The organism is Bacillus swezeyi (assembly GCF_001969815.1).
GTDB lineage: Bacteria > Bacillota > Bacilli > Bacillales > Bacillaceae > Bacillus > Bacillus swezeyi.
Genome location: NZ_MRBK01000008.1, coordinates 35,335 through 55,813, shown reverse-complemented (window position 1 = coordinate 55,813; position 20,479 = coordinate 35,335). Strand labels below are relative to the sequence as shown.

Sequence of the window (20,479 nt, the reverse complement as noted above, 5' to 3'; positions counted from 1 at the left end):
CCTCACTTCCTGTGAGGAACGCCCAGTACCTTCGTCCTGAAGGCATAGTTTGGTGGCGATAGCGAAGAGGTCACACCCGTTCCCATGCCGAACACGGAAGTTAAGCTCTTCAGCGCCGATGGTAGTTGGGGGATTCCCCCTGTGAGAGTAGGACGCCGCCAAGCGCTTAGGAAGACCAGCTGATATCAGCTGGTCTTTTTGTTTTTAACCGGCTCCAACGAAATAAGGATATTGATACAAACACCTAATATTTCGTCCTTACATATACTAATTCTAACCTTCAAAAACATTCTTAATTTTGTATACAAATACTGCGTGTTGGAAATACTTATACCATGGAGGTGGAATGGATGAGTAAGTCTGATCATGGGGAAACGTGTATCATTTGTGAAGAAAGCAAAACAGAAGGTATTCACCTTTATACAAAATTTTTATGTGCAGATTGCGAGAAAAAGATTATCTGTACATCAACGTCCGACCCTCAATACTCTGATTATGTGAAAAAATTAAAAAGTCTTCGAACACCGCCATTGTATTCTTAGACCGTCCCAAGGTCTTTTTTTTTGCAAATAAAACAGGAATTCTTCAAGTTTCTATAGGGGCAGGGTATAATGAACTTACGCATTTCTTTTGGGACATCGGACGAAGATGTCTTTTTTACTATATATAACATGGCTTTTCACCTGAAACGCTGTTTAGTCATCATCCGTATGAGAGACTAATGCCAAGAAACTTTGATCTCCCATGAAAATATATTTTAGGAGTAGATGGTCTGATGAAATCGATTCTTCATTTTTTGATTCGTGTAGCCGCCGCAAGCTCAGTGTCCGTGCTCCTTTGGTTTACCAGCTTCTTTGCTTTTAACCAGACGTTCCTGCTGTCGTCTTTTTATGCCGCAGGAGCTTGGATTGTCATTTACCTCGGAGGAAAATGGTACGGGACCTATATGATTTTAAAAGACAATCAGCTTACAAGACGTGAATATGCCTATATTAAACAAAATTTGCAGGAAGCAAAATTGAAAATTGCCCGTTTAAGAAAAGCGCTGTTTGCCGTCAAAAACATACAAACGATAAAACAAAATATAGAAATCCTCCGTATCGTCAGAAAAATTTACATGATCACAAAGAATGAACCAAGGCGTTTTTATCAAGTGGAGCGCTTTTACTATCAAAACCTTGATTCGATTGTTGAGCTGACTGAAAAGTATGCATTTTTAGCCTCACAGCCGAAGAGGAACGCGAAGCTCGAAGTTTCTTTGAGTGACACACGAATGACAATTGAACAGCTTGCTAAACAATTGGAAGAAGACCTTTATGACCTGCTTAAGACAGATATCGACCACTTGGAATTTGAGCTGGATGTCGCAAAAACTCATTTAAGAAAAGCTGAAGGGGGCAAGCTGAATGAGTGAATCTAAACTGTCATTACAAAAGACAGAGGCAGGGCTTGAATTTGATGATCTTCTTTCAGATCCTTTTGGACAAGGCGGGCAGCACGCCTCGGAAAAAGGTGAAGAACAGACGAAGCTGATTGATGCATTGCCTGAAGAAATCCGAAGACAAGCGTTACAGCTTGCAGAACGGATTGACCCGAAGAATCATCAAAGTATTACGTTGTATGGAATTCAAGCTCAATCAAAGCTTTTAGATTTTTCCCATGCAATGCTTGAGCATGTTCAAAAAAAGGATGTCAGCGAAATCGGTCAGGTCTTAAGCGATTTGATGAAAAAGTTTGAAGAGGTCAGCCCTGATGAATTACAGGCCGAAAAAAAGAATGTCTTTTTCCGCTTCTTCGGCAAGGTTTCCCATTCGGTTCAAGAGGTATTATCGAGATATCAAAAAACAGGCGCCCAAATTGACAGAATCAGTGTAAAGCTTGAGCAATCCAAAGATGCGCTGATCAATGACAACAAGATGTTTGATCAGCTTTATGAAAAGAATAAGGAATACTATGAAGCGCTGAATGTCTATATTGCCGCCGCACAGCTGAAGGTTGAGGAATTACATACAAAAACCATTCCTCAGCTTAAGGTAAAAATAAAAACAGCAGTGCATAATCCAATGGCAGTTCAAGAAGTGAATGATTTGATTCAGTTTGCCGACTACTTGGAAAAACGGGTGTATGATTTGAATTTGAGCAGGCAAATGACGATGCAGAGCGCACCGCAGATCCGTCTGATCCAAAATACCAATCAAGTGCTGATTGAAAAGATCCAGTCTTCGATTATGACAGCCATCCCTCTTTGGAAAAACCAAGTGTCCATTACGATTGCCCTGCTGCGGCAGCGCCGCGCTGTAAAAGCTCAAAAGCAGATCTCAGACACGACAAATGAGCTCCTCTTAAAAAATGCGGAGATGATGAAAGTCAATACGGTTGAAATTATGAAAGAGAACGAACGCGGCTTCATCGATATTGAAACCTTGAAAAATGTGCAGGACAGTTTAATCGGCACACTTGAAGAGACCCTCAAAATTCAAGAAGAGGGCGCCACGAAACGCCTGCAGGCAAAAGAAGAATTAAGAGCGATGGAGGACGTCTTAAAGTCAAGCTTCTGAACATAAAAGAAAATCAGTCGTGAAATCAGAAGAATTACCAAAAGGTCATCCCTTTAAGTTCTTCACTTTGAAGGGTATAATAAGGGCAGTATTCACATTGGCATCCGGCAGCTGCTGGATGCCTGAAACAAAAAGAGAGATGCCGGAGATTGACCATTCTCTCGGCTTATACTAAAGGATCGGTTCATATGAAAACACCTTTATATACAGCATTGGTTCACCATGCAGAAGGAAATTATCATTCTTTTCACGTTCCGGGACATCACAATGGAGATGTCTTTTTTGATGAAGCGAAAACGCTGTTTGAATCCATTCTGAAAATCGATGTAACCGAATTGACGGGTCTAGATGATTTACATGAACCATCAGGTATAATTAAGGAAGCACAAGATTTAACCTCTAAGCTGTATGGTTCAAAAGAAAGCTTTTTTCTTGTTAACGGTTCGACAGTCGGCAATTTGGCAATGATTCTTTCAGTCTGCCAGCCGGGCGACCATTTGCTCGTTCAGCGAAACTGCCATAAGTCGGTTTTTCATGCAATTGAGCTTTCAGGCGCTCATCCGGTTTTTTTGACGCCTGAAGTTGATGAAACGCTGGCAGTTCCTACACATATTTTACAAGAGACAGTCAAAGAGGCGATTTCGAAATATCCGTCGGCAAAAGCGCTGATGTTGACATATCCTAATTACTACGGCCATGCCGTTAATTTGACGCCAATCATCGCAGAAGCCCATAAATATAATATCCCTGTTCTTGTCGATGAAGCACATGGCGCCCATTTTGTATTGAACGGCCCTTTTCCGCCGCAGGCTTTGCAAGCTGGAGCAGATGTCGTCGTACAGTCGGCTCATAAAACGCTTCCAGCAATGACAATGGGTTCTTATCTGCACCTCAACAGCGGTAGAATAAACAGAGACAGATTGTCACATTATCTAACCATGCTGCAGAGCAGCAGTCCGTCTTATCCCATTATGGCATCATTGGATTTAGCCAGGGCATATGCCGAAGAAATCATCAAAACAAATCACATAACGAATATTGAAAAAGAGCTCATTGAGATGAAAAAGCTTTTTTTGAAAATAAAAGGTGTGGAAATCATTGAACCGGCTGACCCCGGTATTCGGCAAGATCCGCTGAAGCTATGCCTCAGATCGAAACGGGGCCACTCCGGCTACCAACTGAAAAATATATTTGAGGCGAACGGCGTGCATCCTGAATTGGCAGATGAAAAGCAGGTGCTGTTTATCCTTCCATTAGGAGGGAAAAGCCGGCTTTCATCGGAACTCATCAAGAGGATTGACAAGGAGATCAATGACAGGCCGGCTGAAAATGGCAGCCAATCCCGGATCGAGCTGCCTTTCGAAAAAGTCACAACCTTGCCTTACGAGAAAAACATCTTGTCTTCCTTTAAAAAGGAGTGCGTGCCTTTCAGCAGAGCTGCCGGCAGGATAAGCTCAGAGCAGGTGATCCCTTATCCGCCTGGCATTCCTTTGATCATGGCAGGAGAAAGAATAACCAAAGAAAGCATCTGTCAGTTAACACGGCTTGTCGAGCTGAAGGCGCACATCCAGGGAGGCATTCAGCTCAAACATAAACAATTATCTGTATACATGGAAGAGGAGAAATCATGAGCGGTTTATTTATTACCTTTGAAGGGCCTGAAGGCGCGGGAAAAACAACCGTCCTTCAGGCAGCAGCACAAGAATTGATGAAAAACGGCCATTCCGTTCTCACAACAAGGGAGCCGGGCGGCATTGACATATCTGAACAAATTCGCGAGGTCATTCTCAATCCAAAAAATACAGGCATGGACCCTAAAACAGAGGCGCTGTTGTATGCGGCGGCAAGAAGGCAGCACCTTATTGAAAAAGTAAAGCCGGCTCTTGATGAAGGGAAAATCGTCTTATGCGACCGGTTTATCGACAGCTCGCTTGCCTACCAAGGCTATGCAAGGGGCCTTGGGATTGACGAAGTCCTCTCCATCAATCAATTTGCGATCGGCGGGATGATGCCGAATGCTACGATCTACTTTGCCATCGATCCGGAAGAAGGGATCAAACGGATTCATGCCAATCGCGCTCGTGAGAAAAACCGTCTTGATCTTGAACAAATCAATTTTCATAAGCTTGTTCAGGAAGGCTATCAAGAGGTTATCAGCCGGTTTCCGGAGCGATTTCGAACGGTTGATGCCAGCCAGACCATTGACCATGTAATCAAAAGGGTAAATGAAATGATTGAGGAAGCATTAAAAAAAATTCAATTGTGACCTGATTACCATTCATTGTTATAATGGTAACAAGAATATCTTTTTAGGTGTTTCCAATCAAAAGGAGGCTTTTCATATGAAGTTAATTATAGCTGTTGTTCAGGATCAAGACAGCAATCGGCTTTTAAAGGCATTGACCGATCATAATTTTCGCGTGACTAAGCTGGCGACAACCGGCGGCTTTCTGAAATCGGGAAACACAACCTTTATGTTGGGCGTAGATGATATTCGAGTAGATAAAGCGTTAAATCTGATAAAAGAAAACGGAAGCAAACGGGATCAGCTGATCGCGCCTGTCTCTCCAATGGGAGGGAATGCGGATTCATATGTCCCATATCCTGTTGAAGTTGAAGTAGGCGGAGCAACCGTTTTTGTACTGCCGATCGAGCAATTCCATCAATTTTAAGGGTTGAGGATATGAAAATAAGTCAAGAACTGCGGACGATGATAGAAAAACAGCAAGCTCCTTCAATAAGAGGAGAAAACACATTTTCTTCATTTAAGGAGAAAATGAATATACAAAGCGGCAAGCTCAGGTTTGAACAGCTGACAATGCTTTTGACCGATATTGAAACATTTGGAAAACGGCTGACGAAATCGAGAAACTTCAAAGATCTTGCACGTTTTAAAGGTTTGGTTAAACGTTTTGTGAAAGAAACCGTTGAAAACGGCCTAACGGTTGAAAGTTCAAGAAGTTTTGATTTATACGGAAACAGCCGGACATTAAGTATTGTAAAAGAGCTTGACGAAAAGCTTGTACAATTAACAGAGGAATTAATGGATCAAGAAAAACCTTCTATCGAATTGCTGGACCGAATTGGAGAAATAAAAGGTTTATTGATAAACCTTTACACATAGAGAGTGATGGTATGGCTACAACCTGGACAGAAATGCAAAAGCTTCAGCCGCGTGTCATGAAGCTTTTGCAAAATAGTGTAGAACGAAATCGTCTTGCACATGCTTATTTGCTTGAAGGGCGAAAAGGAACAGGCAAATTAGATACAGCTGTATTGCTGGCGAAAAGTTTCTTTTGCATTGAAGACGGGACTGAGCCTTGTGAATCCTGCCGAAACTGTCAGCGGATTGACTCAGGCAACCACCCTGACGTACACGTCGTTCATCCGGATGGCTTGTCGATTAAAAAAGGACAAATTCAGGCCCTTCAGGAAGAATTCTCAAAAACCGGCTTGGAATCGCATAAAAAGCTGTACATTATCTCCCATGCAGATCAGATGACGGCAAATGCAGCCAACAGTCTGCTGAAGTTTTTAGAAGAGCCGAGCAATGATACGATAGCCGTTCTTTTAACTGAACAGCCGCAAAAGCTGCTTGATACGATTATATCGAGGTGCCAGGTTCTGTCTTTTCAATCGCTGCTGCCTGAATCGATTGAAAAGGAACTGATCAAACAAGAGGTTGCACCACATCTTGCGGCGATATTGTCGAATATGACCAACAATTTATCGGAAGCGCTCGAATTAAGTCGAAATGATCAGTTTGCAGAGTCGAGAGCGAAAGTGATAAAATTGTATGAAGTCTTACACCAGCGAAAAGGACATGCTTTTTTCTATATTCAAGATCAGTGGATGCCCTTTTTCAAGGAGAAAGACCACCAAGAAATGGGTCTTGACATGCTTTTATTTATATATCGTGATGTGTTGTCCATTCAGATAGGACATGAGGATAAAATACTATTTCAGGACTTATTCCAATCATTAAAACAGCACGCGCTGCAATCGACACAACAAAGAGTGACAAACCAGATACTTGCTGTTTTAGAAGCAAAAAAACGGCTTTATTCCAATGTGAATGCTCAAGGTTTAATGGAGCACTTGGTTTTAATGCTGCAGGAGGGATAAGCTTGTATAACGTCATTGGTGTTCGCTTTAAAAAAGCGGGCAAAATTTATTACTTTGATCCAAATGGATTTCAGATAGATAAAGACAGCTGTGTGATCGTTGAAACTGTTCGAGGTGTTGAATACGGGCAGGTTGTCATCGCGAATAAGAAGGTGGACGAGAACGATGTTGTGCTGCCTTTAAGAAAAGTCATCAGGGTGGCAGATGAACGCGATCGGCTGATTGTTGAAGAAAATCAAGAGGCTGCACTGTCCGCCTTTGACGTATGCCAGAAAAAGGTCAATGAGCACGGCTTGGAAATGAAATTGGTCGATGTAGAATTTACCTTTGACCGAAATAAAGTCATTTTTTATTTTACGGCTGACGGACGAGTCGATTTTAGAGAACTTGTGAAAGATTTAGCATCGATCTTTAAAACGAGAATCGAACTCAGACAAATCGGCGTAAGGGATGAAGCCAAAATGCTCGGCGGCATCGGGCCGTGCGGTAGAATGCTGTGCTGTTCGACGTTTCTCGGCGATTTTGAGCCGGTTTCTATCAAAATGGCAAAAGATCAAAATCTATCTCTTAATCCGACAAAGATTTCTGGCCTATGCGGACGGCTGATGTGCTGTCTGAAATATGAAAACGATGAATACGAAACAGCCAAAGAACAGCTTCCGGATATCGGGGAAGTGATCGCCACGTCCAATGGACCGGCGAAAGTCGTCGGACTGAATATTCTGGAACGCATCCTGCAAGTCGAATTGACAGATTGCGAAAAAGTCTTGGAATACACGTGGGATGAGTTGTTGCAAGAAGGTGTCGTATCTGCACAAACCACAGATTAACGAGGTGTGAAACCTTGGATAAAAAAGAATTGTTTGATACAGTCATAAGTTTAGAAGAACAAATCGGGTCCCTTTACCGTCAGCTTGGAGATCTTAAGCAGCATATCGGGGAAATGATCGAAGAAAACAATCATTTGCAGCTGGAAAACGAACATCTGCGCAAGCGGTTGGAAGAGACAGATCAAAGGCTGAAAGCTGTAAAAGCGGATGAGAAAGAGATAAAAGCGGAGAAGACAGGGCATGCTGATATTGGAGAAGGCCATGATAATCTGGCCCGCCTGTATCAGGAGGGCTTCCATATTTGCAATATCCATTACGGAAGCGTCCGCAAAGAAGGAGACTGCCTGTTCTGCCTGTCGTTTCTAAATAAGAAATAAGCAAGGGCTTCCGGTGGAACGGAAGCCCTTTTAACGGGACAGATTTTGCAGGAAAGGAAAAAAACATGATTCAATTAAAAGATGATGAACGACTGGATGATGTGCTGGCGGAGAATATGAAGATCGTGCAAAGTCCGACGGTTTTTGCATTTTCTTTAGATGCGGTGCTGCTGTCGAAGTTTGCTTATGTTCCAATCCAAAAAGGAAAGATCATTGATTTATGCACGGGCAACGGCATTGTCCCGCTGCTTCTCAGCACCCGTTCAAAAGCGGAAATCACCGGGGTTGAAATCCAAGAAAGATTGTATGATATGGCCCTGCGCAGTGTGGCATACAACAAGCTTCAAGAACAGATTCACCTTATCAGGGATGATTTGAACAATATGCCGCAGGTGCTTGGCTACAATAAGGCCGATGTTATCACTTGCAATCCCCCTTATTTTAAAACACCTCAAAAAACGGAACAAAATCTTAATGAACATCTGGCCATTGCCAGACATGAAATTTATTGCACACTTGAGGATGTGATTCGTGTCAGCAGCAAGCTTTTAAAACAAGGCGGAAAACTGGCACTTGTCCATAGGCCGGGAAGATTGCTCGAAATATTTGAATTGATGAAGGCCTATCAGATTGAGCCGAAACGTGTACAATTTGTCTATCCAAAACAGAGCAAAGAAGCCAATACAATTTTAGTTGAAGGAATTAAAAACGGACGGCCTGACCTGAAAATTTTGCCTCCTCTGTTTGTATATGATGAGCATGATCAATATACAAGCGAGATAAGGAAGATTTTATATGGAGACAAGTAATCATTACTTTTATGTGCTGGCATGCCGGGACGGCAGCTTATATGCGGGCTATACGAATAATATTGAGAAACGCTTGAAAACCCATAATGACGGGAAGGGAGCCAAATATACAAGAGCAAGGCTGCCGGTTACGCTCCATTATGCGGAACGCTTTTCAACGAAAAGAGAGGCCATGCAGGCCGAGTATTATTTCAAAAAATTATCGAGAAAAAACAAAGAGCGGTATATAGAAGAAAAACAAAAGAGAAGGGAGGATGTTGATCATCAATCGACAAAAGAGTTTTGACCAAAAATCAGAGATGGGGATTTTATATCTCGTGCCGACGCCAATAGGAAACCTAGAGGATATGACATTTCGGGCTATTGATACATTGAAGACAGCCGACATCATCGCCGCAGAGGATACAAGGCAGACAAAGAAATTGTGCCATGTCTATCAGATTGAAACACAGCTTGTCAGCTACCATGAACATAACAAAGAAAGCAGCGGACATAAAATTTTGGAATGGTTAAAGGAAGGAAAAAATGTCGCTTTGGTCAGCGACGCCGGCATGCCGACGATCTCTGATCCAGGCGCTGAAATCGTCCGCGATTATATTCATACAGGCGGTTATGTCGTGCCGCTGCCCGGTGCGAATGCCGCTTTGACCGCACTGATTGCCTCAGGCCTGGCTCCGCAGCCATTTTTCTTTTTCGGATTTTTGGACCGAAATAAGCGCGAAAGAAAAAAACAGCTTGACGCCCTAAAAAACAGGCGGGAAACGATTATTTTTTATGAATCGCCCCATAGGCTGAAGGAGACGCTTTCAGCGATTTACGATGTGTGGGGAAACCGTAAAATGGCAGTGACGAGAGAACTGACAAAGAAGTTTGAAGAATTTATAAGAGGGACCGTTGAAGAAGTGATAGCATGGACCGAGCAGGAACAAGTTCGGGGAGAGTTTTGCCTTGTGATTGAAGGGACGGCTGAAGAAGTCGTGGAAGAAACGGTTTGGTGGGAGAGCCTTTCAGAAAAAGAACATGTTGAACATTATATCAGCAAAGGGATCCATTCAAAAGAAGCGATTAAAAAAACCGCTGTGGACCGCAGCGTCCCTAAACGACAAATATATGACGCATACCATATTCAAAATTAAAAAACCGCTCTTGCTTCGGCAAGAACGGTTTTTGTATAATCAAAATAATTATTTTTGAGATTGAAGTTGTGATTGAATTTCGCTAATGATTTGCTCAGCGCCTTCTGGGCTAAGAACCAATTTACCGCCTGCAAGTTTAAGGTTGTCATCAGAAACTTCACCTGTTACTTGGCAAGTCATGTTTGGTTTGTATTTTTTCAAGATGATTTTTTCGTCATCTACATAGATTTCAAGAGCGTCTTTTTCTGCAATTCCAAGTGTACGGCGAAGTTCAATCGGAATCACCACGCGTCCTAGCTCATCAACTTTACGTACAATACCTGTAGATTTCATATTCATTCTCCTCCCGAAAGAATCTTATTTTATTAGGTGTTATTTATCTTCGTCATTATTCGACAAAATACTTACAGTCCTAGCATAACAAGGTTTCCAATATACGTCAATCATTTTCTTTTCTATTGTTTGTAAAAATTAGATCATATAGTCAAAAGACCTTGGAAGAACTGATTAAACAAGGGATTTGAAGATGATAAAACCACGCGATCATCCTAAAAAACGTACTTAAATCAAGACTTTCGAACTAAGGTTTTTCTTCATATCGATTATATACGACATTATTCGACAATGAAAGCATTTTTTTGTCGAAGTATAATATTTCTTTTCAATTCAAAATTTGTAATCGACTGAATTCATTGTTTATCGACAATGTATATTTTCTTGAACTTAAAGGCTAAGATGGTATCATATAAAGAGGGATTATGTATAAGTGATGATTGAATGAAGACATTGACCGCTCTCGTCCTTTGGGCGGGAGTTTTTTGACATTTTAATTGGGAGGTTCCATCATGCCGCAAGAAAAGAATACGTTTTACATTACAACACCGATCTACTATCCGAGTGGAAAGCTACATATTGGACATGCCTATACGACTGTTGCCGGCGATGCAATGGCTCGGTATAAAAGAATGAGAGGCTATGATGTAAGATACTTAACAGGAACAGATGAGCACGGACAGAAAATCCAGAAAACGGCGGATGAAGCAAATATTACTCCGCAGGAATTGGTGGATCGTGCGGCAGAGGATATTCAGCTGCTCTGGAAAAAGCTTGATATATCCAATGACGATTTCATTCGGACGACAGAAGAACGCCATAAGATCGTTATCGAAAAGGTTTTCCAAAAGCTGCTCGACAATGGTGATATTTATCTTGACCAATATGAGGGCTGGTACAGCATTCCTGACGAAACATTTTATACCGAAACTCAGCTTGTCGATGTTGAACGCAACGAAAACGGCAAGGTCATCGGAGGGAAAAGTCCTGACAGCGGGCATCCTGTAGAACTGATTAAGGAAGAATCATATTTCTTCCGCATGGGTAAATACGCTGACCGTTTGCTGGGTTTCTATGAAGAAAATCCTGAATTCATTCAGCCTGAATCCCGCAAAAACGAAATGATCAACAACTTTATTAAACCGGGTCTGGAGGATCTAGCTGTTTCCCGGACGACATTTGACTGGGGCATCAAAGTGCCGGGAAATCCAAAGCATGTCATATATGTATGGATAGATGCGCTGTTTAACTACATCACGGCTCTTGGCTTTAATACGGCAAATGATGAAAATTATAAAAAATATTGGCCGGCAGACGTTCATCTTGTCGGCAAGGAAATTGTCCGCTTCCATACCATCTACTGGCCGATCATGCTGATGGCATTAGACCTTCCGCTGCCTAAAAAGGTGTTTGCGCACGGATGGCTCCTAATGAAAGATGGAAAAATGTCGAAGTCAAAAGGGAATGTGGTGGACCCTGTTACATTAATTGACAAATATGGCCTTGATGCTTTGCGCTACTATCTGCTTCGCGAAGTCCCGTTTGGTTCTGACGGCGTATTTACACCGGAAGGATTTGTTGAGCGGATTAATTATGATCTAGCAAATGACTTAGGCAACCTTTTGAACAGAACAGTCGCCATGATTAATAAATACTTTGACGGACAGATCAACTCCTATGAAGGTCCTGTCACGGATTATGATGAACCATTATCGTCATTTGCGAAAAAGACGGTCCAAGCGTATGAACGGGCAATCGAAAACATGGAATTCTCTGTGGCACTCTCATCTCTCTGGCAGTTTGTCAGCAGAACGAACAAATATATTGATGAGACAGCTCCTTGGGTTCTTGCAAAAGATAAAGAAAAGGAAAAAGAGCTTCAATCTGTGATGTATCATTTGGCAGAATCACTGAGAATCACCGCCGTGTTGCTTCAGCCATTCTTAACGCAGACACCGGAAAAGATTTTTTCACAGCTCGGCATTACGGATTCGACGCTAAAAGCGTGGGATAGCATCGAAAGTTTCGGACAATTGAAATCTGTGCAGGTCCAAAAAGGCGAACCATTATTCCCGCGGCTTGATGCTGAGGAAGAGGTGGCTTATATCAAAGCAAAAATGCAGGGATCAGCTCCTAAAGAAGAACCGAAAAAAGAAGCGGAAGCCCCGGAAAGACTTCCGGAAATTACATTTGACGACTTTATGAGCACCGAGCTGCGGGTAGCAGAGGTCATCCATGCTGAACCTGTCAAAAAAGCAGACCGTCTGTTAAAACTCCAGCTTGACCTTGGATTTGAAAAGCGCCAGGTCGTATCCGGAATTGCGAAGCATTACAAACCGGAAGAGTTGATCGGCCGAAAAGTCATCTGTGTAACCAACTTAAAACCGGTTAAACTAAGAGGAGAATTGTCCCAAGGCATGATTTTAGCCGGAGAAGACAATGGGGTTCTTTCACTGGCATCTATTGACAGCTCATTAGCAAACGGAACACGAATTAAATAAATCAAACAACAAACAAAAGGTGTTTCACGTGTAACATTTCGTCGAACACCTTTTGTTTTTATCGACAATAAACATTAAAAGGTGGCGTTTTTATGTTATTTGATACGCATGCACATTTAAATGCCGAGCAGTTTAACGACGATTTGGAAGATGTCATTGCTCGGGCAAAGGAAGAAAAAGTGGAACACATCGTCGTTGTCGGTTTTGACCGTCCAACAATCACACGCGCGATGGAATTGGTTGAAGAATATGATTTTATTTATGCCGCCATCGGCTGGCACCCGGTTGATGCGATTGATATGACGGATGAAGACTTAGCGTGGATAAAAGATCTCTCTTCCCATGAGAAGGTCGTGGCCATTGGAGAAATGGGCCTTGATTATCACTGGGATAAGTCGCCAAAAGATATTCAAAAAGATGTGTTTAGGAAACAGATTGCTTTGGCTAAAGAGGTCAACTTGCCAATTGTGATTCACAACCGTGATGCAACAGAGGACGTGGTGGCGATTTTACGTGAAGAAGGGGCGGAAGAAGTCGGCGGAATTATGCACTGTTTTACCGGCAGCGCCGAAATTGCGAAAGAGTGTATCAATATGAATTTTTACCTATCTTTCGGAGGTCCGGTTACATTTAAAAATGCCAAAAAACCTAAAGAAGTTGTCAAACAAATACCAAATGACCGGATTTTGATTGAGACGGATTGCCCGTTTTTAACGCCTCACCCATACAGAGGGAAACGGAATGAACCAAGCTATGTCAAACTTGTCGCGGAACAGATTGCCGAATTAAAAGGGCTTACTTACGAGGAAGTAGCAGTCATGACAACAGAAAATGCCAAAAAACTTTTCGGCATCAGCTGACAGCATTTGATATCGACCTTTGTACAAGCTTGTCTTTTCGGGGGAGGGTTCTTAAAAGTTCTACATGTCTGTTTACACTCATAGGATATCTTTGTCGACAAGTCTTTCTTTCTTTTATAAAGTGGTGTTTCCATAATAAAAGAGATGGCGGGCTTGCGGAGAAAATAGAGAGGAGGGTTGACAGTCTTGTAGATACTCTATATAATCTCCCCGAGGAGAAGGAGGCGTTTTTCATCATACAAAAAATGAAAAAGCTGTTTTCCGTAAAGCTTAGCAAAAGCAGATGGATACTGATTGCTGCTGGACTGCTTGTGGCAGGAAGCGGAACTGCTTACGGAGCACAAGAGCTCGCTAAACAACAAATCTCAATTTCTATTAACGGTAAAAAGCAGGACGTTCGCACGCATGCTAAAACCGTAGGTGAGCTGCTGAAAAGCTTAGACATCGAAACGAGGAAAGAAGATCACATCTCTCCCGCTGAAGATACAAAAATTACAAGCAACATGAATGTTGAATATGTTGCTGCAAAACCCGTTCACTTCACGATGGACGGAGAGAAAAAGAAAATATGGACAACAGCGGGTACAGTCGGCAAGCTTCTTAAAGATTTAAATCTTGAGTTGGCGGAACACGATCAAATTAACCCCTCAGTTGATAAAGAGATAAAAAAAGACATGAAGCTGACTTTACAAAGGGCTTTTAAAGTAACCGTTAAGGATTCCGGCAAAGATAAGGACATATGGACAACTTCGACTACGGTCGCTGACTTTTTAAAACACCATAAGATCAGCATAGAGGGCGATGATGAAGTCAAGCCTGCACTCGATCAAAAACTGACAAAGGATCAGGCGGACGTTCACATTACTCGTATCAAAAAAGTCACCGATGTAGTGGAAGAGGATATCCCTTTTGACGTCGAGAAGAAAGAAGATTCATCTCTGGAAAAAGGCGAAAAAAAGGTTATTCAACCCGGCAAAGCGGGCAAGCTTGAAAAGCATTATGCCGTTGTGATGAAAAATGGCAAAGAAGTCTCCAGAGAACTGATTAAAGAGGAGACTGCAGCAGAAAGCAAAGCCAAAGTAATAGCCGTCGGCACAAAGCAAAAAACAGTGGCTCAAGCCAGCGCGAATGTATCGCGCGGTAATCAATCCTCAGGAAAAGAGTTTTATGTATCTTCAACAGCATATACTGCAAGCTGTAACGGATGCTCAGGCCATACTGCAACCGGCGTTAATTTGAAAAATAATCCGGGCTCCAAGGTGATCGCTGTAGATCCAAGCGTCATTCCATTGGGCTCTAAAGTACACGTAGAAGGCTATGGCTATGCTGTCGCAGCCGATACCGGCTCAGCAATTAAAGGCCGTAAAATTGATGTATTCTTTCCAAACAAGTCTGCCGCTTACCGGTGGGGAAACAAAAAAGTTAAAATCAAGGTTTTGAACTAAATATACATTTATTATTCATATGCAAGCAGAGGGATTTTCGCCCTCTGTTTTTTTGGTTATAATAGATCCATCTTGTTTTCTAATAAATTAGACGGTTTTATTACAAAAAGGTTTCAGTTTTTTTAAAAATGTAATAAAAGGTTTTTCATGATTGCGGAGGAAGAAATGAAAATTAAAGAAATCATTGTTGTTGAAGGACGTGATGATACAGCTAAAATCAAGTCGGCTGTTGATGCGGATACAATTGAAACGAACGGGTCTGCCATAGGAGAAGATGTCATTAGACAAATTCAGCTGGCTCAGAAAACGCGGGGCGTCATTATTTTAACCGATCCTGATTATCCCGGGGAAAAAATCAGGAAGACAATTGCCGAAAAAGTGCCCGGCTGCAAACATGCATTTTTACCCAAGCATTTGGCAAAGCCTAAAAATAAACGCGGAATTGGTGTGGAGCACGCTTCGCTTCAAAGCATCCGCGACTGCTTGAAGACCGTTCAAGAAGAAATGGAAGTGACGGAAGCAGAAATTGATGCACAGGATTTAATCGAAGCCGGCCTGATCGGAGGTCCCCTTGCGAAACAAAGGCGGGAGAGGCTCGGTGAGATTTTAAATATCGGCTATACAAACGGAAAACAGCTTCAAAAACGGCTGCAAATGTTTCAAATTAAAAAAAGTGACTATTTAAGCGCACTGGATGCTGTGCTGCGGGAGGAAGAGAATGAATAAAGATATCGCCACCCCAATAAGGACAAAAGAAATTCTCAACAAATACGGGTTTTCATTCAAAAAAAGCTTGGGTCAGAACTTCTTAATTGACACAAATATCTTGGACAGAATCGTCGATCACGCCGAAGTGACGAAACGGACGGGCGTGATTGAAATCGGTCCGGGAATCGGGGCGTTGACCGAGCAGCTCGCAAAGCGTGCAAAAAAAGTCGCGGCTTTTGAAATCGATCAAAGGCTTTTGCCGATTTTAAAGGACACACTCTCTCCGTACGACAATGTGACTGTGATCCACCAGGATGTCCTGAAAGCAGACATTAGAGAGGTGATGGATGAGCAGTTTCAAGATTGTGACGAAGTGATGGTTGTCGCAAATCTGCCTTATTATGTGACCACTCCTATTATTATGAAGCTTTTAGAGGAAGGTTTGCCTTTGAAAGGAATTGTTGTCATGCTTCAAAAAGAGGTGGCAGACCGCATGGCTGCAAAACCGTCTTCAAAAGAATACGGCTCGCTTTCCATTGCAGTGCAGTTTTATACCGAGCCGAAAACGGTCATGAGCGTGCCGAAAACCGTGTTCGTCCCTCAGCCAAACGTTGACTCTGCCGTCATCAGGCTGACGCTGAGGGAAAAACCCGCTGTTGCCGTTCAAAATGAAGCGTTTTTCTTTCAGGTGGTTAAAGCGAGCTTTGCCCAGCGCCGCAAAACGCTTTTAAACAATCTCGTCAATAACTTGGCGAATGGCAAAGAGCATAAAGCCGATATTGAACTAGCCCTCCAAGATGCCCGCATTGATGGGAAAAGGCGCGGAGAATCGCTGAGTATTGAGGAGTTCGCTGCACTTTCTGGTCATTTATCCAAAGCCCTTCTTTAAAAAGAGGGCTTTTTTTCATGAAGCCGGAACACAGAGCTGATAAGGCTTGTCAGCTGGTCACCTCTTGAACGGCAGGTACATAGGCTAAAGAAGCACCTTTATTTACTGTTTCCATTCATTATATGGGGCTTAGTCTATGTGTGGAGTGAAAAGCATGCAATTTAAAATAGGCGATATGGTAGTAAGAAAATCTTATCGAAGAGATATATTATTTCGAATCATACGAATTGATCAATCGGTAGAAGGAGATGCTATAGCCGTTTTGCACGGAGATGAGGTCAGATTAATCGCTGATGCGCATTTGGCAGACCTGGAGATTGTACGCGAGGCTGAGCGGCAGATGAGAAAAAGGGAAGAAGAAACAAAAATGAAGGAATCCCTCGACCTGCTTCGCCAGGATTATAAGCTTCTTCGTGACAAACATGAATACCGTGCCACTAACCAATATAACAACCAGCAGCAGTATTTTCATATGCCTGGAAGGGTATTGCATTTAGATGGAGATTCGGCTTATTTGAAAAAGTGCCTGGCATTGTATGAAAAGATCGGAGTTCCTGTATACGGGATACATTGCTATGAAAAGAAAATGTCTTCCGTCATTGAGGAGCTTATTGATGAATATCGGCCAGATCTCCTCGTCATCACCGGACATGATGCCTATTCAAAACAGAAAGGGGACATTGACAATCTGGATGCTTACAGGCATTCCAAAGATTTTATCGAAACCGTTCAAAAAGCGAGAAAAAAAATTCCCCATCTTGATCAGCTTGTCATTTTTGCCGGGGCGTGCCAGTCCCATTTTGAATCATTGATCAGAGCCGGGGCGAATTTTGCCAGCTCTCCGTCAAGAGTCAACATCCATGCGCTTGATCCGGTCTATATTGTCGCAAAAATCAGCTTCACTCCGTTTATGGACCGCATTAACGTTTGGGAGGTGCTCAGGAATACTTTAACGAGGGAGAAGGGTCTAGGAGGTATTGAAACCCGCGGCGTTCTAAGAATCGGAATGCCGTATAAAAACGAAAACACATAATTAAGCCCGCCCGCTGCCGGCGGGTTTTCGCTTTTTTCGCTGAAAAAATTTTCCCTTTTTTTAAAAAGCATACATAACTGAACGAAAATTGAGGAAAATAAGGGAAAGTTGACGTATAATTTGTCACAAATATTTTATTGACAGGGGCTTATAAACGTTGATATAATTTAAATTTTATTTGACAAAAATGGGCTCCTAGTGTATAATGACTATAGTGAGGTGGATGCAATGGCGAAAACATTGTCCGATATTAAAAGATCGCTTGATGGACATTTAGGAAAAAGGCTGACGTTAAAAGCAAACGGTGGCCGCCGAAAAACGATTGAGCGTTCGGGCATTTTAGCTGAGACGTACCCTTCTGTTTTTGTGATACAACTAGACCAAGACGAGAATTCGTTTGAAAGAGTTTCATACAGTTATGCAGATATCCTTACTGAGACGGTTGAGTTAAGATTTTCTGACGATAAACCGAGCTCAGTGGCCCTTTAATAAGCAGTAGACAACATGTTTACTGCTTTTTGTTTTGTCTTTTTTTATCCAATATTTTTCGGGCAAGTTCTGAGGAGATAAAGCAAAGCTAATAAATGTCACTTGTTTTATGATGAGTCAGACGAATGGTATGATACTTGAAAGGGGCTGTTTCGTATGGGCAGACGACGAAGCATCATGTCAGAGGAATTCAAAAATGAATTGGCTAAAGATCTTGGCTTTTACGATACGGTAAAAACCGAGGGCTGGGGCGGAATTCGGGCCAGAGACGCCGGTAATATGGTGAAGAGGGCCATTGAATTAGCTGAACAGCATATGGCTCAAAATCAAGAAAATCAATAAAACAGTGACAAACGGAGGACAAGCGCGTCCTCCGTTTTTTGATCATCAACGGTATGCTTGAAGGCTGTGAACCGTTCTCTGTGCGGTCAGCCGGCTGATTTTACGCGAAATAAACTGTGTTTATGAGGACGCACGAGCGCATGGATTCGTACTTACGGAATAGGACCATATGCTAAAAGGCGGCGACCTGCCGCACCTCATGCATTTGTACGTCCTCTACTTCAAAATATGTTACAATGTGGATACTTATGTTTAGATGGAGAAGTAGGTGAATGGATTGCGTATTTTAGAGAAGGCGCCGGCTAAAATTAATTTGTCGCTCGACGTTCGCCGCAAACGTTCTGATGGGTATCATGAAGTTGAGATGGTGATGACGACAATTGATTTAGCGGATCGGATTGAATTAACGGAGCTGGCAGAAGATAAAGTAACGGTTTCTTCACATAACCGTTTTGTTCCGGACGATCAGCGAAACCTAGCCTATCAGGCTGCGATGCTCATGAAAAAACGCTTCGGCCTGACAAAAGGTGTTTCAATTTTCATTACGAAAGTCATTCCTGTGGCTGCGGGGCTTGCAGGGGGAAGCAGTGATGCGGCGGCTGTCCTTAGAGGTCTGAACCGCCTGTGGGATCTGAAGCTTTCTGTGCATGAACTGGCCGAACTTGGCGCAGAAATCGGCTCTGATGTGTCATTTTGCGTTCACGGCGGAACGGCTCTGGCAACTGGGCGGGGAGAAAAAATTCAGCATATTGAGACACCGCCACACTGCTGGGTCGTACTGGCAAAGCCGACGATCGGCGTATCAACCGCAGAGGTGTACAGACAGCTAAAGCTTCACAAAATCGAACATCCGGATGTTCAAGGTATGATTTCTGCAATCGAAGAGAAAAATTTCCATAAGATGTGTGATAAACTCGGAAATGTTCTCGAGTCTGTTACATTAAACATGCACCCTGAAGTAGCGATGATTAAAAATCAGATGAAACGCTTTGGAGCTGACGCTGTGCTCATGAGCGGAAGCGGTCCGACGGTGTTCGGGCTGGTGCAATATGAATCAAAAGTGCAAAGAATATATAACGGGTTAAGAGGGTTTTGCGATCAGGTATATGCTGTCCGGATGATCGGAGAACAAAATGACCTTGATTAAATCCGTATGTTAAGTTATATTATTCTTAAAAATATTCGGATTTTGGAGGTAAGTGCATGAAGTTTCGTCGAAGCGGCAGATTGGTGGATCTGACAAATTATTTGTTGGCCCATCCGCATGTCTTAGTGCCATTAACCTTCTTTTCAGAACGGTATCAATCTGCTAAATCATCCATTAGTGAAGATTTGACCATTATTAAGCAGACATTTGAGCAGCAAGGAATCGGGACGCTGCAGACAGTACCGGGTGCAGCGGGCGGCGTTAAATACATTCCAAAGGTAAAGGTTGATGAAGCAGAGGGGTTTGTCAAGACACTCGGGGAGTCATTGATCGATCCGGAACGCATTCTTCCCGGCGGCTATTTATATTTGACCGATGTCCTCGGAAAGCCTTCTATATTAACGAAGGCCGGCAAGATTTTTGCTTCCGCTTTTTCAGACAGGGAAATCGATGTGGTCATGACGGTGGCCACGAAAGGAATTCCTCTGGCATATGCGGTGGCGAGTTATTTAGATGTGCCCACTGTCGTCGTCAGAAAGGACAACAAGGTTACAGAAGGTTCAACGGTCAGCATCAATTATGTTTCAGGTTCATCCAACCGCATACAGACGATGTCGCTTGCAAAACGCAGCTTAAAGACGGGTTCAAACGTTTTAATTATCGACGATTTTATGAAAGCGGGCGGTACGATCAACGGCATGATCAATCTGCTGGATGAATTCAATGCGCATGTTGCAGGAATCGGAGTCCTTGTTGAAGCTCAGGGAGTGAAGGAGCGGCTGGTTGATGAGTATATGTCACTTCTTACCCTTTCAGAAATCGATATAAAGGAAAAGGTCGTAGAAATACAAAACGGAAACTTTCAGCGTTTTTTTAAAGAAAATGAATAAAGATGGG

Annotated in this window: 23 protein-coding genes, 1 rRNA gene and 1 pseudogene; 24 read left to right on the top strand and 1 reads right to left on the bottom strand. The window is 42.7% G+C overall.

The features are described from left to right. The first annotated feature begins 48 nt into the window (after positions 1 to 48). From rrf to rsmI, 14 genes and pseudogenes are all read left to right on the top strand, one after another. A 5S ribosomal RNA gene (rrf, locus tag BTA30_RS09625) occupies positions 49 to 164 on the top strand. A 186-nt stretch (positions 165 to 350) separates the two neighbouring features. Continuing rightward, positions 351 to 542, top strand: a complete 192-nt coding sequence (locus tag BTA30_RS09620; protein WP_076761039.1) for a sigma factor G inhibitor Gin — start codon at positions 351 to 353, stop codon at positions 540 to 542. A gap of 233 nt (positions 543 to 775) precedes the next feature. After that, a complete protein-coding gene (locus BTA30_RS09615; RefSeq protein WP_076761038.1) occupies positions 776 to 1,414 on the top strand; it encodes a 5-bromo-4-chloroindolyl phosphate hydrolysis family protein in 639 nt (212 codons plus the stop codon). Then, positions 1,407 to 2,581: pseudogene (locus BTA30_RS09610) on the top strand (toxic anion resistance protein). The gene BTA30_RS09615 and the pseudogene BTA30_RS09610 overlap by 8 nt, the downstream one beginning before the upstream one ends. A 165-nt stretch (positions 2,582 to 2,746) precedes the next feature. Then, the gene (locus tag BTA30_RS09605; RefSeq protein WP_076761037.1) at positions 2,747 to 4,189 is read left to right on the top strand and encodes an aminotransferase class I/II-fold pyridoxal phosphate-dependent enzyme; all 1,443 of its coding nucleotides are present in this window, start codon (positions 2,747 to 2,749) and stop codon (positions 4,187 to 4,189) included. Continuing rightward, on the top strand, positions 4,186 to 4,824 hold the full coding sequence (gene tmk / locus BTA30_RS09600) for a dTMP kinase (RefSeq protein WP_076761036.1): 639 nt from the start codon (positions 4,186 to 4,188) through the stop codon (positions 4,822 to 4,824). Before BTA30_RS09605 ends, tmk begins: the two co-directional genes overlap by 4 nt. Positions 4,825 to 4,900: 76 nt before the next feature. Beyond that, positions 4,901 to 5,230: a cyclic di-AMP receptor DarA gene (gene darA / locus BTA30_RS09595; protein ID WP_076761035.1), complete on the top strand. Its 330-nt coding sequence runs from the start codon at positions 4,901 to 4,903 to the stop codon at positions 5,228 to 5,230. A gap of 11 nt (positions 5,231 to 5,241) precedes the next feature. Continuing rightward, a complete protein-coding gene (locus BTA30_RS09590) occupies positions 5,242 to 5,682 on the top strand; it encodes a YaaR family protein (RefSeq protein ID WP_076761034.1) in 441 nt (146 codons plus the stop codon). 11 nt (positions 5,683 to 5,693) lie between these two features. Next, positions 5,694 to 6,683, top strand: a complete 990-nt coding sequence (holB, locus tag BTA30_RS09585; protein ID WP_076761033.1) for a DNA polymerase III subunit delta' — start codon at positions 5,694 to 5,696, stop codon at positions 6,681 to 6,683. A 2-nt stretch (positions 6,684 to 6,685) separates the two neighbouring features. Further along, positions 6,686 to 7,513, top strand: a complete 828-nt coding sequence (ricT, locus tag BTA30_RS09580) for a competence/sporulation regulator complex protein RicT (RefSeq protein WP_076761032.1) — start codon at positions 6,686 to 6,688, stop codon at positions 7,511 to 7,513. A 14-nt stretch (positions 7,514 to 7,527) separates the two neighbouring features. Next, positions 7,528 to 7,890 carry a DNA replication initiation control protein YabA gene (gene yabA, locus BTA30_RS09575; protein WP_076761031.1) on the top strand — a complete coding sequence of 121 codons (363 nt, stop codon included), beginning with the start codon at positions 7,528 to 7,530 and terminating at the stop codon, positions 7,888 to 7,890. 65 nt (positions 7,891 to 7,955) lie between these two features. Further along, the gene (locus BTA30_RS09570; protein WP_076761030.1) at positions 7,956 to 8,699 is read left to right on the top strand and encodes a tRNA1(Val) (adenine(37)-N6)-methyltransferase; all 744 of its coding nucleotides are present in this window, start codon (positions 7,956 to 7,958) and stop codon (positions 8,697 to 8,699) included. Further along, positions 8,686 to 8,985, top strand: coding sequence for a GIY-YIG nuclease family protein (locus tag BTA30_RS09565; protein ID WP_076761029.1), 300 nt, complete (start codon positions 8,686 to 8,688; stop codon positions 8,983 to 8,985). The genes BTA30_RS09570 and BTA30_RS09565 overlap by 14 nt, the downstream gene beginning before the upstream one ends. Then, a complete protein-coding gene (rsmI, locus tag BTA30_RS09560) occupies positions 8,960 to 9,835 on the top strand; it encodes a 16S rRNA (cytidine(1402)-2'-O)-methyltransferase (RefSeq protein WP_094777311.1) in 876 nt (291 codons plus the stop codon). The genes BTA30_RS09565 and rsmI overlap by 26 nt, the downstream gene beginning before the upstream one ends. Positions 9,836 to 9,883: 48 nt before the next feature. On the opposite strand, the gene abrB is transcribed toward rsmI, so the two are convergent. Then, positions 9,884 to 10,174 (bottom strand): transition state genes transcriptional regulator AbrB, encoded by a 291-nt coding sequence (gene abrB, locus BTA30_RS09555; protein WP_094777310.1) that lies wholly within the window; start codon positions 10,172 to 10,174, stop codon positions 9,884 to 9,886. Between the two features lie 506 nt (positions 10,175 to 10,680). Between abrB and metG the strand changes: the two genes are divergently transcribed. The 10 genes from metG (at position 10,681) to purR (ending at position 20,472) form a co-directional block, all read left to right on the top strand. Next, positions 10,681 to 12,669 (top strand): methionine--tRNA ligase, encoded by a 1,989-nt coding sequence (gene metG / locus BTA30_RS09550; protein ID WP_076761026.1) that lies wholly within the window; start codon positions 10,681 to 10,683, stop codon positions 12,667 to 12,669. A gap of 92 nt (positions 12,670 to 12,761) precedes the next feature. Beyond that, on the top strand, positions 12,762 to 13,529 hold the full coding sequence (locus tag BTA30_RS09545; protein WP_076761025.1) for a TatD family hydrolase: 768 nt from the start codon (positions 12,762 to 12,764) through the stop codon (positions 13,527 to 13,529). Positions 13,530 to 13,774: 245 nt separating this feature from the next. Further along, complete coding sequence (locus tag BTA30_RS09540; protein ID WP_239693595.1) at positions 13,775 to 14,974, top strand: resuscitation-promoting factor; 1,200 nt, start codon at positions 13,775 to 13,777, stop codon at positions 14,972 to 14,974. A 165-nt stretch (positions 14,975 to 15,139) separates the two neighbouring features. Further along, the gene (rnmV, locus tag BTA30_RS09535; protein WP_076761043.1) at positions 15,140 to 15,700 is read left to right on the top strand and encodes a ribonuclease M5; all 561 of its coding nucleotides are present in this window, start codon (positions 15,140 to 15,142) and stop codon (positions 15,698 to 15,700) included. After that, positions 15,693 to 16,571, top strand: coding sequence for a 16S rRNA (adenine(1518)-N(6)/adenine(1519)-N(6))-dimethyltransferase RsmA (gene rsmA / locus BTA30_RS09530; protein ID WP_076761024.1), 879 nt, complete (start codon positions 15,693 to 15,695; stop codon positions 16,569 to 16,571). The genes rnmV and rsmA overlap by 8 nt, the downstream gene beginning before the upstream one ends. 154 nt (positions 16,572 to 16,725) lie before the next feature. Beyond that, positions 16,726 to 17,604 carry a sporulation peptidase YabG gene (yabG, locus tag BTA30_RS09525; RefSeq protein ID WP_076761023.1) on the top strand — a complete coding sequence of 293 codons (879 nt, stop codon included), beginning with the start codon at positions 16,726 to 16,728 and terminating at the stop codon, positions 17,602 to 17,604. A gap of 228 nt (positions 17,605 to 17,832) precedes the next feature. After that, positions 17,833 to 18,093, top strand: a complete 261-nt coding sequence (gene veg, locus BTA30_RS09520) for a biofilm formation stimulator Veg (RefSeq protein WP_076761022.1) — start codon at positions 17,833 to 17,835, stop codon at positions 18,091 to 18,093. Between the two features lie 156 nt (positions 18,094 to 18,249). Then, positions 18,250 to 18,435 carry a small, acid-soluble spore protein, alpha/beta type gene (locus BTA30_RS09515; protein ID WP_076761021.1) on the top strand — a complete coding sequence of 62 codons (186 nt, stop codon included), beginning with the start codon at positions 18,250 to 18,252 and terminating at the stop codon, positions 18,433 to 18,435. Positions 18,436 to 18,712: 277 nt separating this feature from the next. Continuing rightward, positions 18,713 to 19,582 (top strand): 4-(cytidine 5'-diphospho)-2-C-methyl-D-erythritol kinase, encoded by an 870-nt coding sequence (ispE, locus tag BTA30_RS09510; protein WP_076761042.1) that lies wholly within the window; start codon positions 18,713 to 18,715, stop codon positions 19,580 to 19,582. A gap of 56 nt (positions 19,583 to 19,638) precedes the next feature. Then, the gene (gene purR, locus BTA30_RS09505) at positions 19,639 to 20,472 is read left to right on the top strand and encodes a pur operon repressor (RefSeq protein ID WP_076761020.1); all 834 of its coding nucleotides are present in this window, start codon (positions 19,639 to 19,641) and stop codon (positions 20,470 to 20,472) included. Positions 20,473 to 20,479 lie beyond the last annotated feature (7 nt).

Excerpts from the sequence above, each read along its gene's own strand:
- BTA30_RS09620 (WP_076761039.1), top strand. The coding sequence starts at position 351 with ATGAGTAAGTCTGATCATGGGGAAACGTGTATCATTTGTGAAGAAAGC.
- BTA30_RS09615 (WP_076761038.1), top strand. The coding sequence starts at position 776 with ATGAAATCGATTCTTCATTTTTTGATTCGTGTAGCCGCCGCAAGCTCA.
- BTA30_RS09605 (WP_076761037.1), top strand. The coding sequence starts at position 2,747 with ATGAAAACACCTTTATATACAGCATTGGTTCACCATGCAGAAGGAAAT.
- tmk (WP_076761036.1), top strand. The coding sequence starts at position 4,186 with ATGAGCGGTTTATTTATTACCTTTGAAGGGCCTGAAGGCGCGGGAAAA.
- darA (WP_076761035.1), top strand. The coding sequence starts at position 4,901 with ATGAAGTTAATTATAGCTGTTGTTCAGGATCAAGACAGCAATCGGCTT.
- BTA30_RS09590 (WP_076761034.1), top strand. The coding sequence starts at position 5,242 with ATGAAAATAAGTCAAGAACTGCGGACGATGATAGAAAAACAGCAAGCT.
- holB (WP_076761033.1), top strand. The coding sequence starts at position 5,694 with ATGGCTACAACCTGGACAGAAATGCAAAAGCTTCAGCCGCGTGTCATG.
- BTA30_RS09570 (WP_076761030.1), top strand. The coding sequence starts at position 7,956 with ATGATTCAATTAAAAGATGATGAACGACTGGATGATGTGCTGGCGGAG.
- BTA30_RS09565 (WP_076761029.1), top strand. The coding sequence starts at position 8,686 with ATGGAGACAAGTAATCATTACTTTTATGTGCTGGCATGCCGGGACGGC.
- abrB (WP_094777310.1), bottom strand. The coding sequence starts at position 10,174 with ATGAATATGAAATCTACAGGTATTGTACGTAAAGTTGATGAGCTAGGA.
- metG (WP_076761026.1), top strand. The coding sequence starts at position 10,681 with ATGCCGCAAGAAAAGAATACGTTTTACATTACAACACCGATCTACTAT.
- BTA30_RS09545 (WP_076761025.1), top strand. The coding sequence starts at position 12,762 with ATGTTATTTGATACGCATGCACATTTAAATGCCGAGCAGTTTAACGAC.
- BTA30_RS09540 (WP_239693595.1), top strand. The coding sequence starts at position 13,775 with ATGAAAAAGCTGTTTTCCGTAAAGCTTAGCAAAAGCAGATGGATACTG.
- rnmV (WP_076761043.1), top strand. The coding sequence starts at position 15,140 with ATGAAAATTAAAGAAATCATTGTTGTTGAAGGACGTGATGATACAGCT.
- rsmA (WP_076761024.1), top strand. The coding sequence starts at position 15,693 with ATGAATAAAGATATCGCCACCCCAATAAGGACAAAAGAAATTCTCAAC.
- yabG (WP_076761023.1), top strand. The coding sequence starts at position 16,726 with ATGCAATTTAAAATAGGCGATATGGTAGTAAGAAAATCTTATCGAAGA.
- veg (WP_076761022.1), top strand. The coding sequence starts at position 17,833 with ATGGCGAAAACATTGTCCGATATTAAAAGATCGCTTGATGGACATTTA.
- BTA30_RS09515 (WP_076761021.1), top strand. The coding sequence starts at position 18,250 with ATGGGCAGACGACGAAGCATCATGTCAGAGGAATTCAAAAATGAATTG.
- purR (WP_076761020.1), top strand. The coding sequence starts at position 19,639 with ATGAAGTTTCGTCGAAGCGGCAGATTGGTGGATCTGACAAATTATTTG.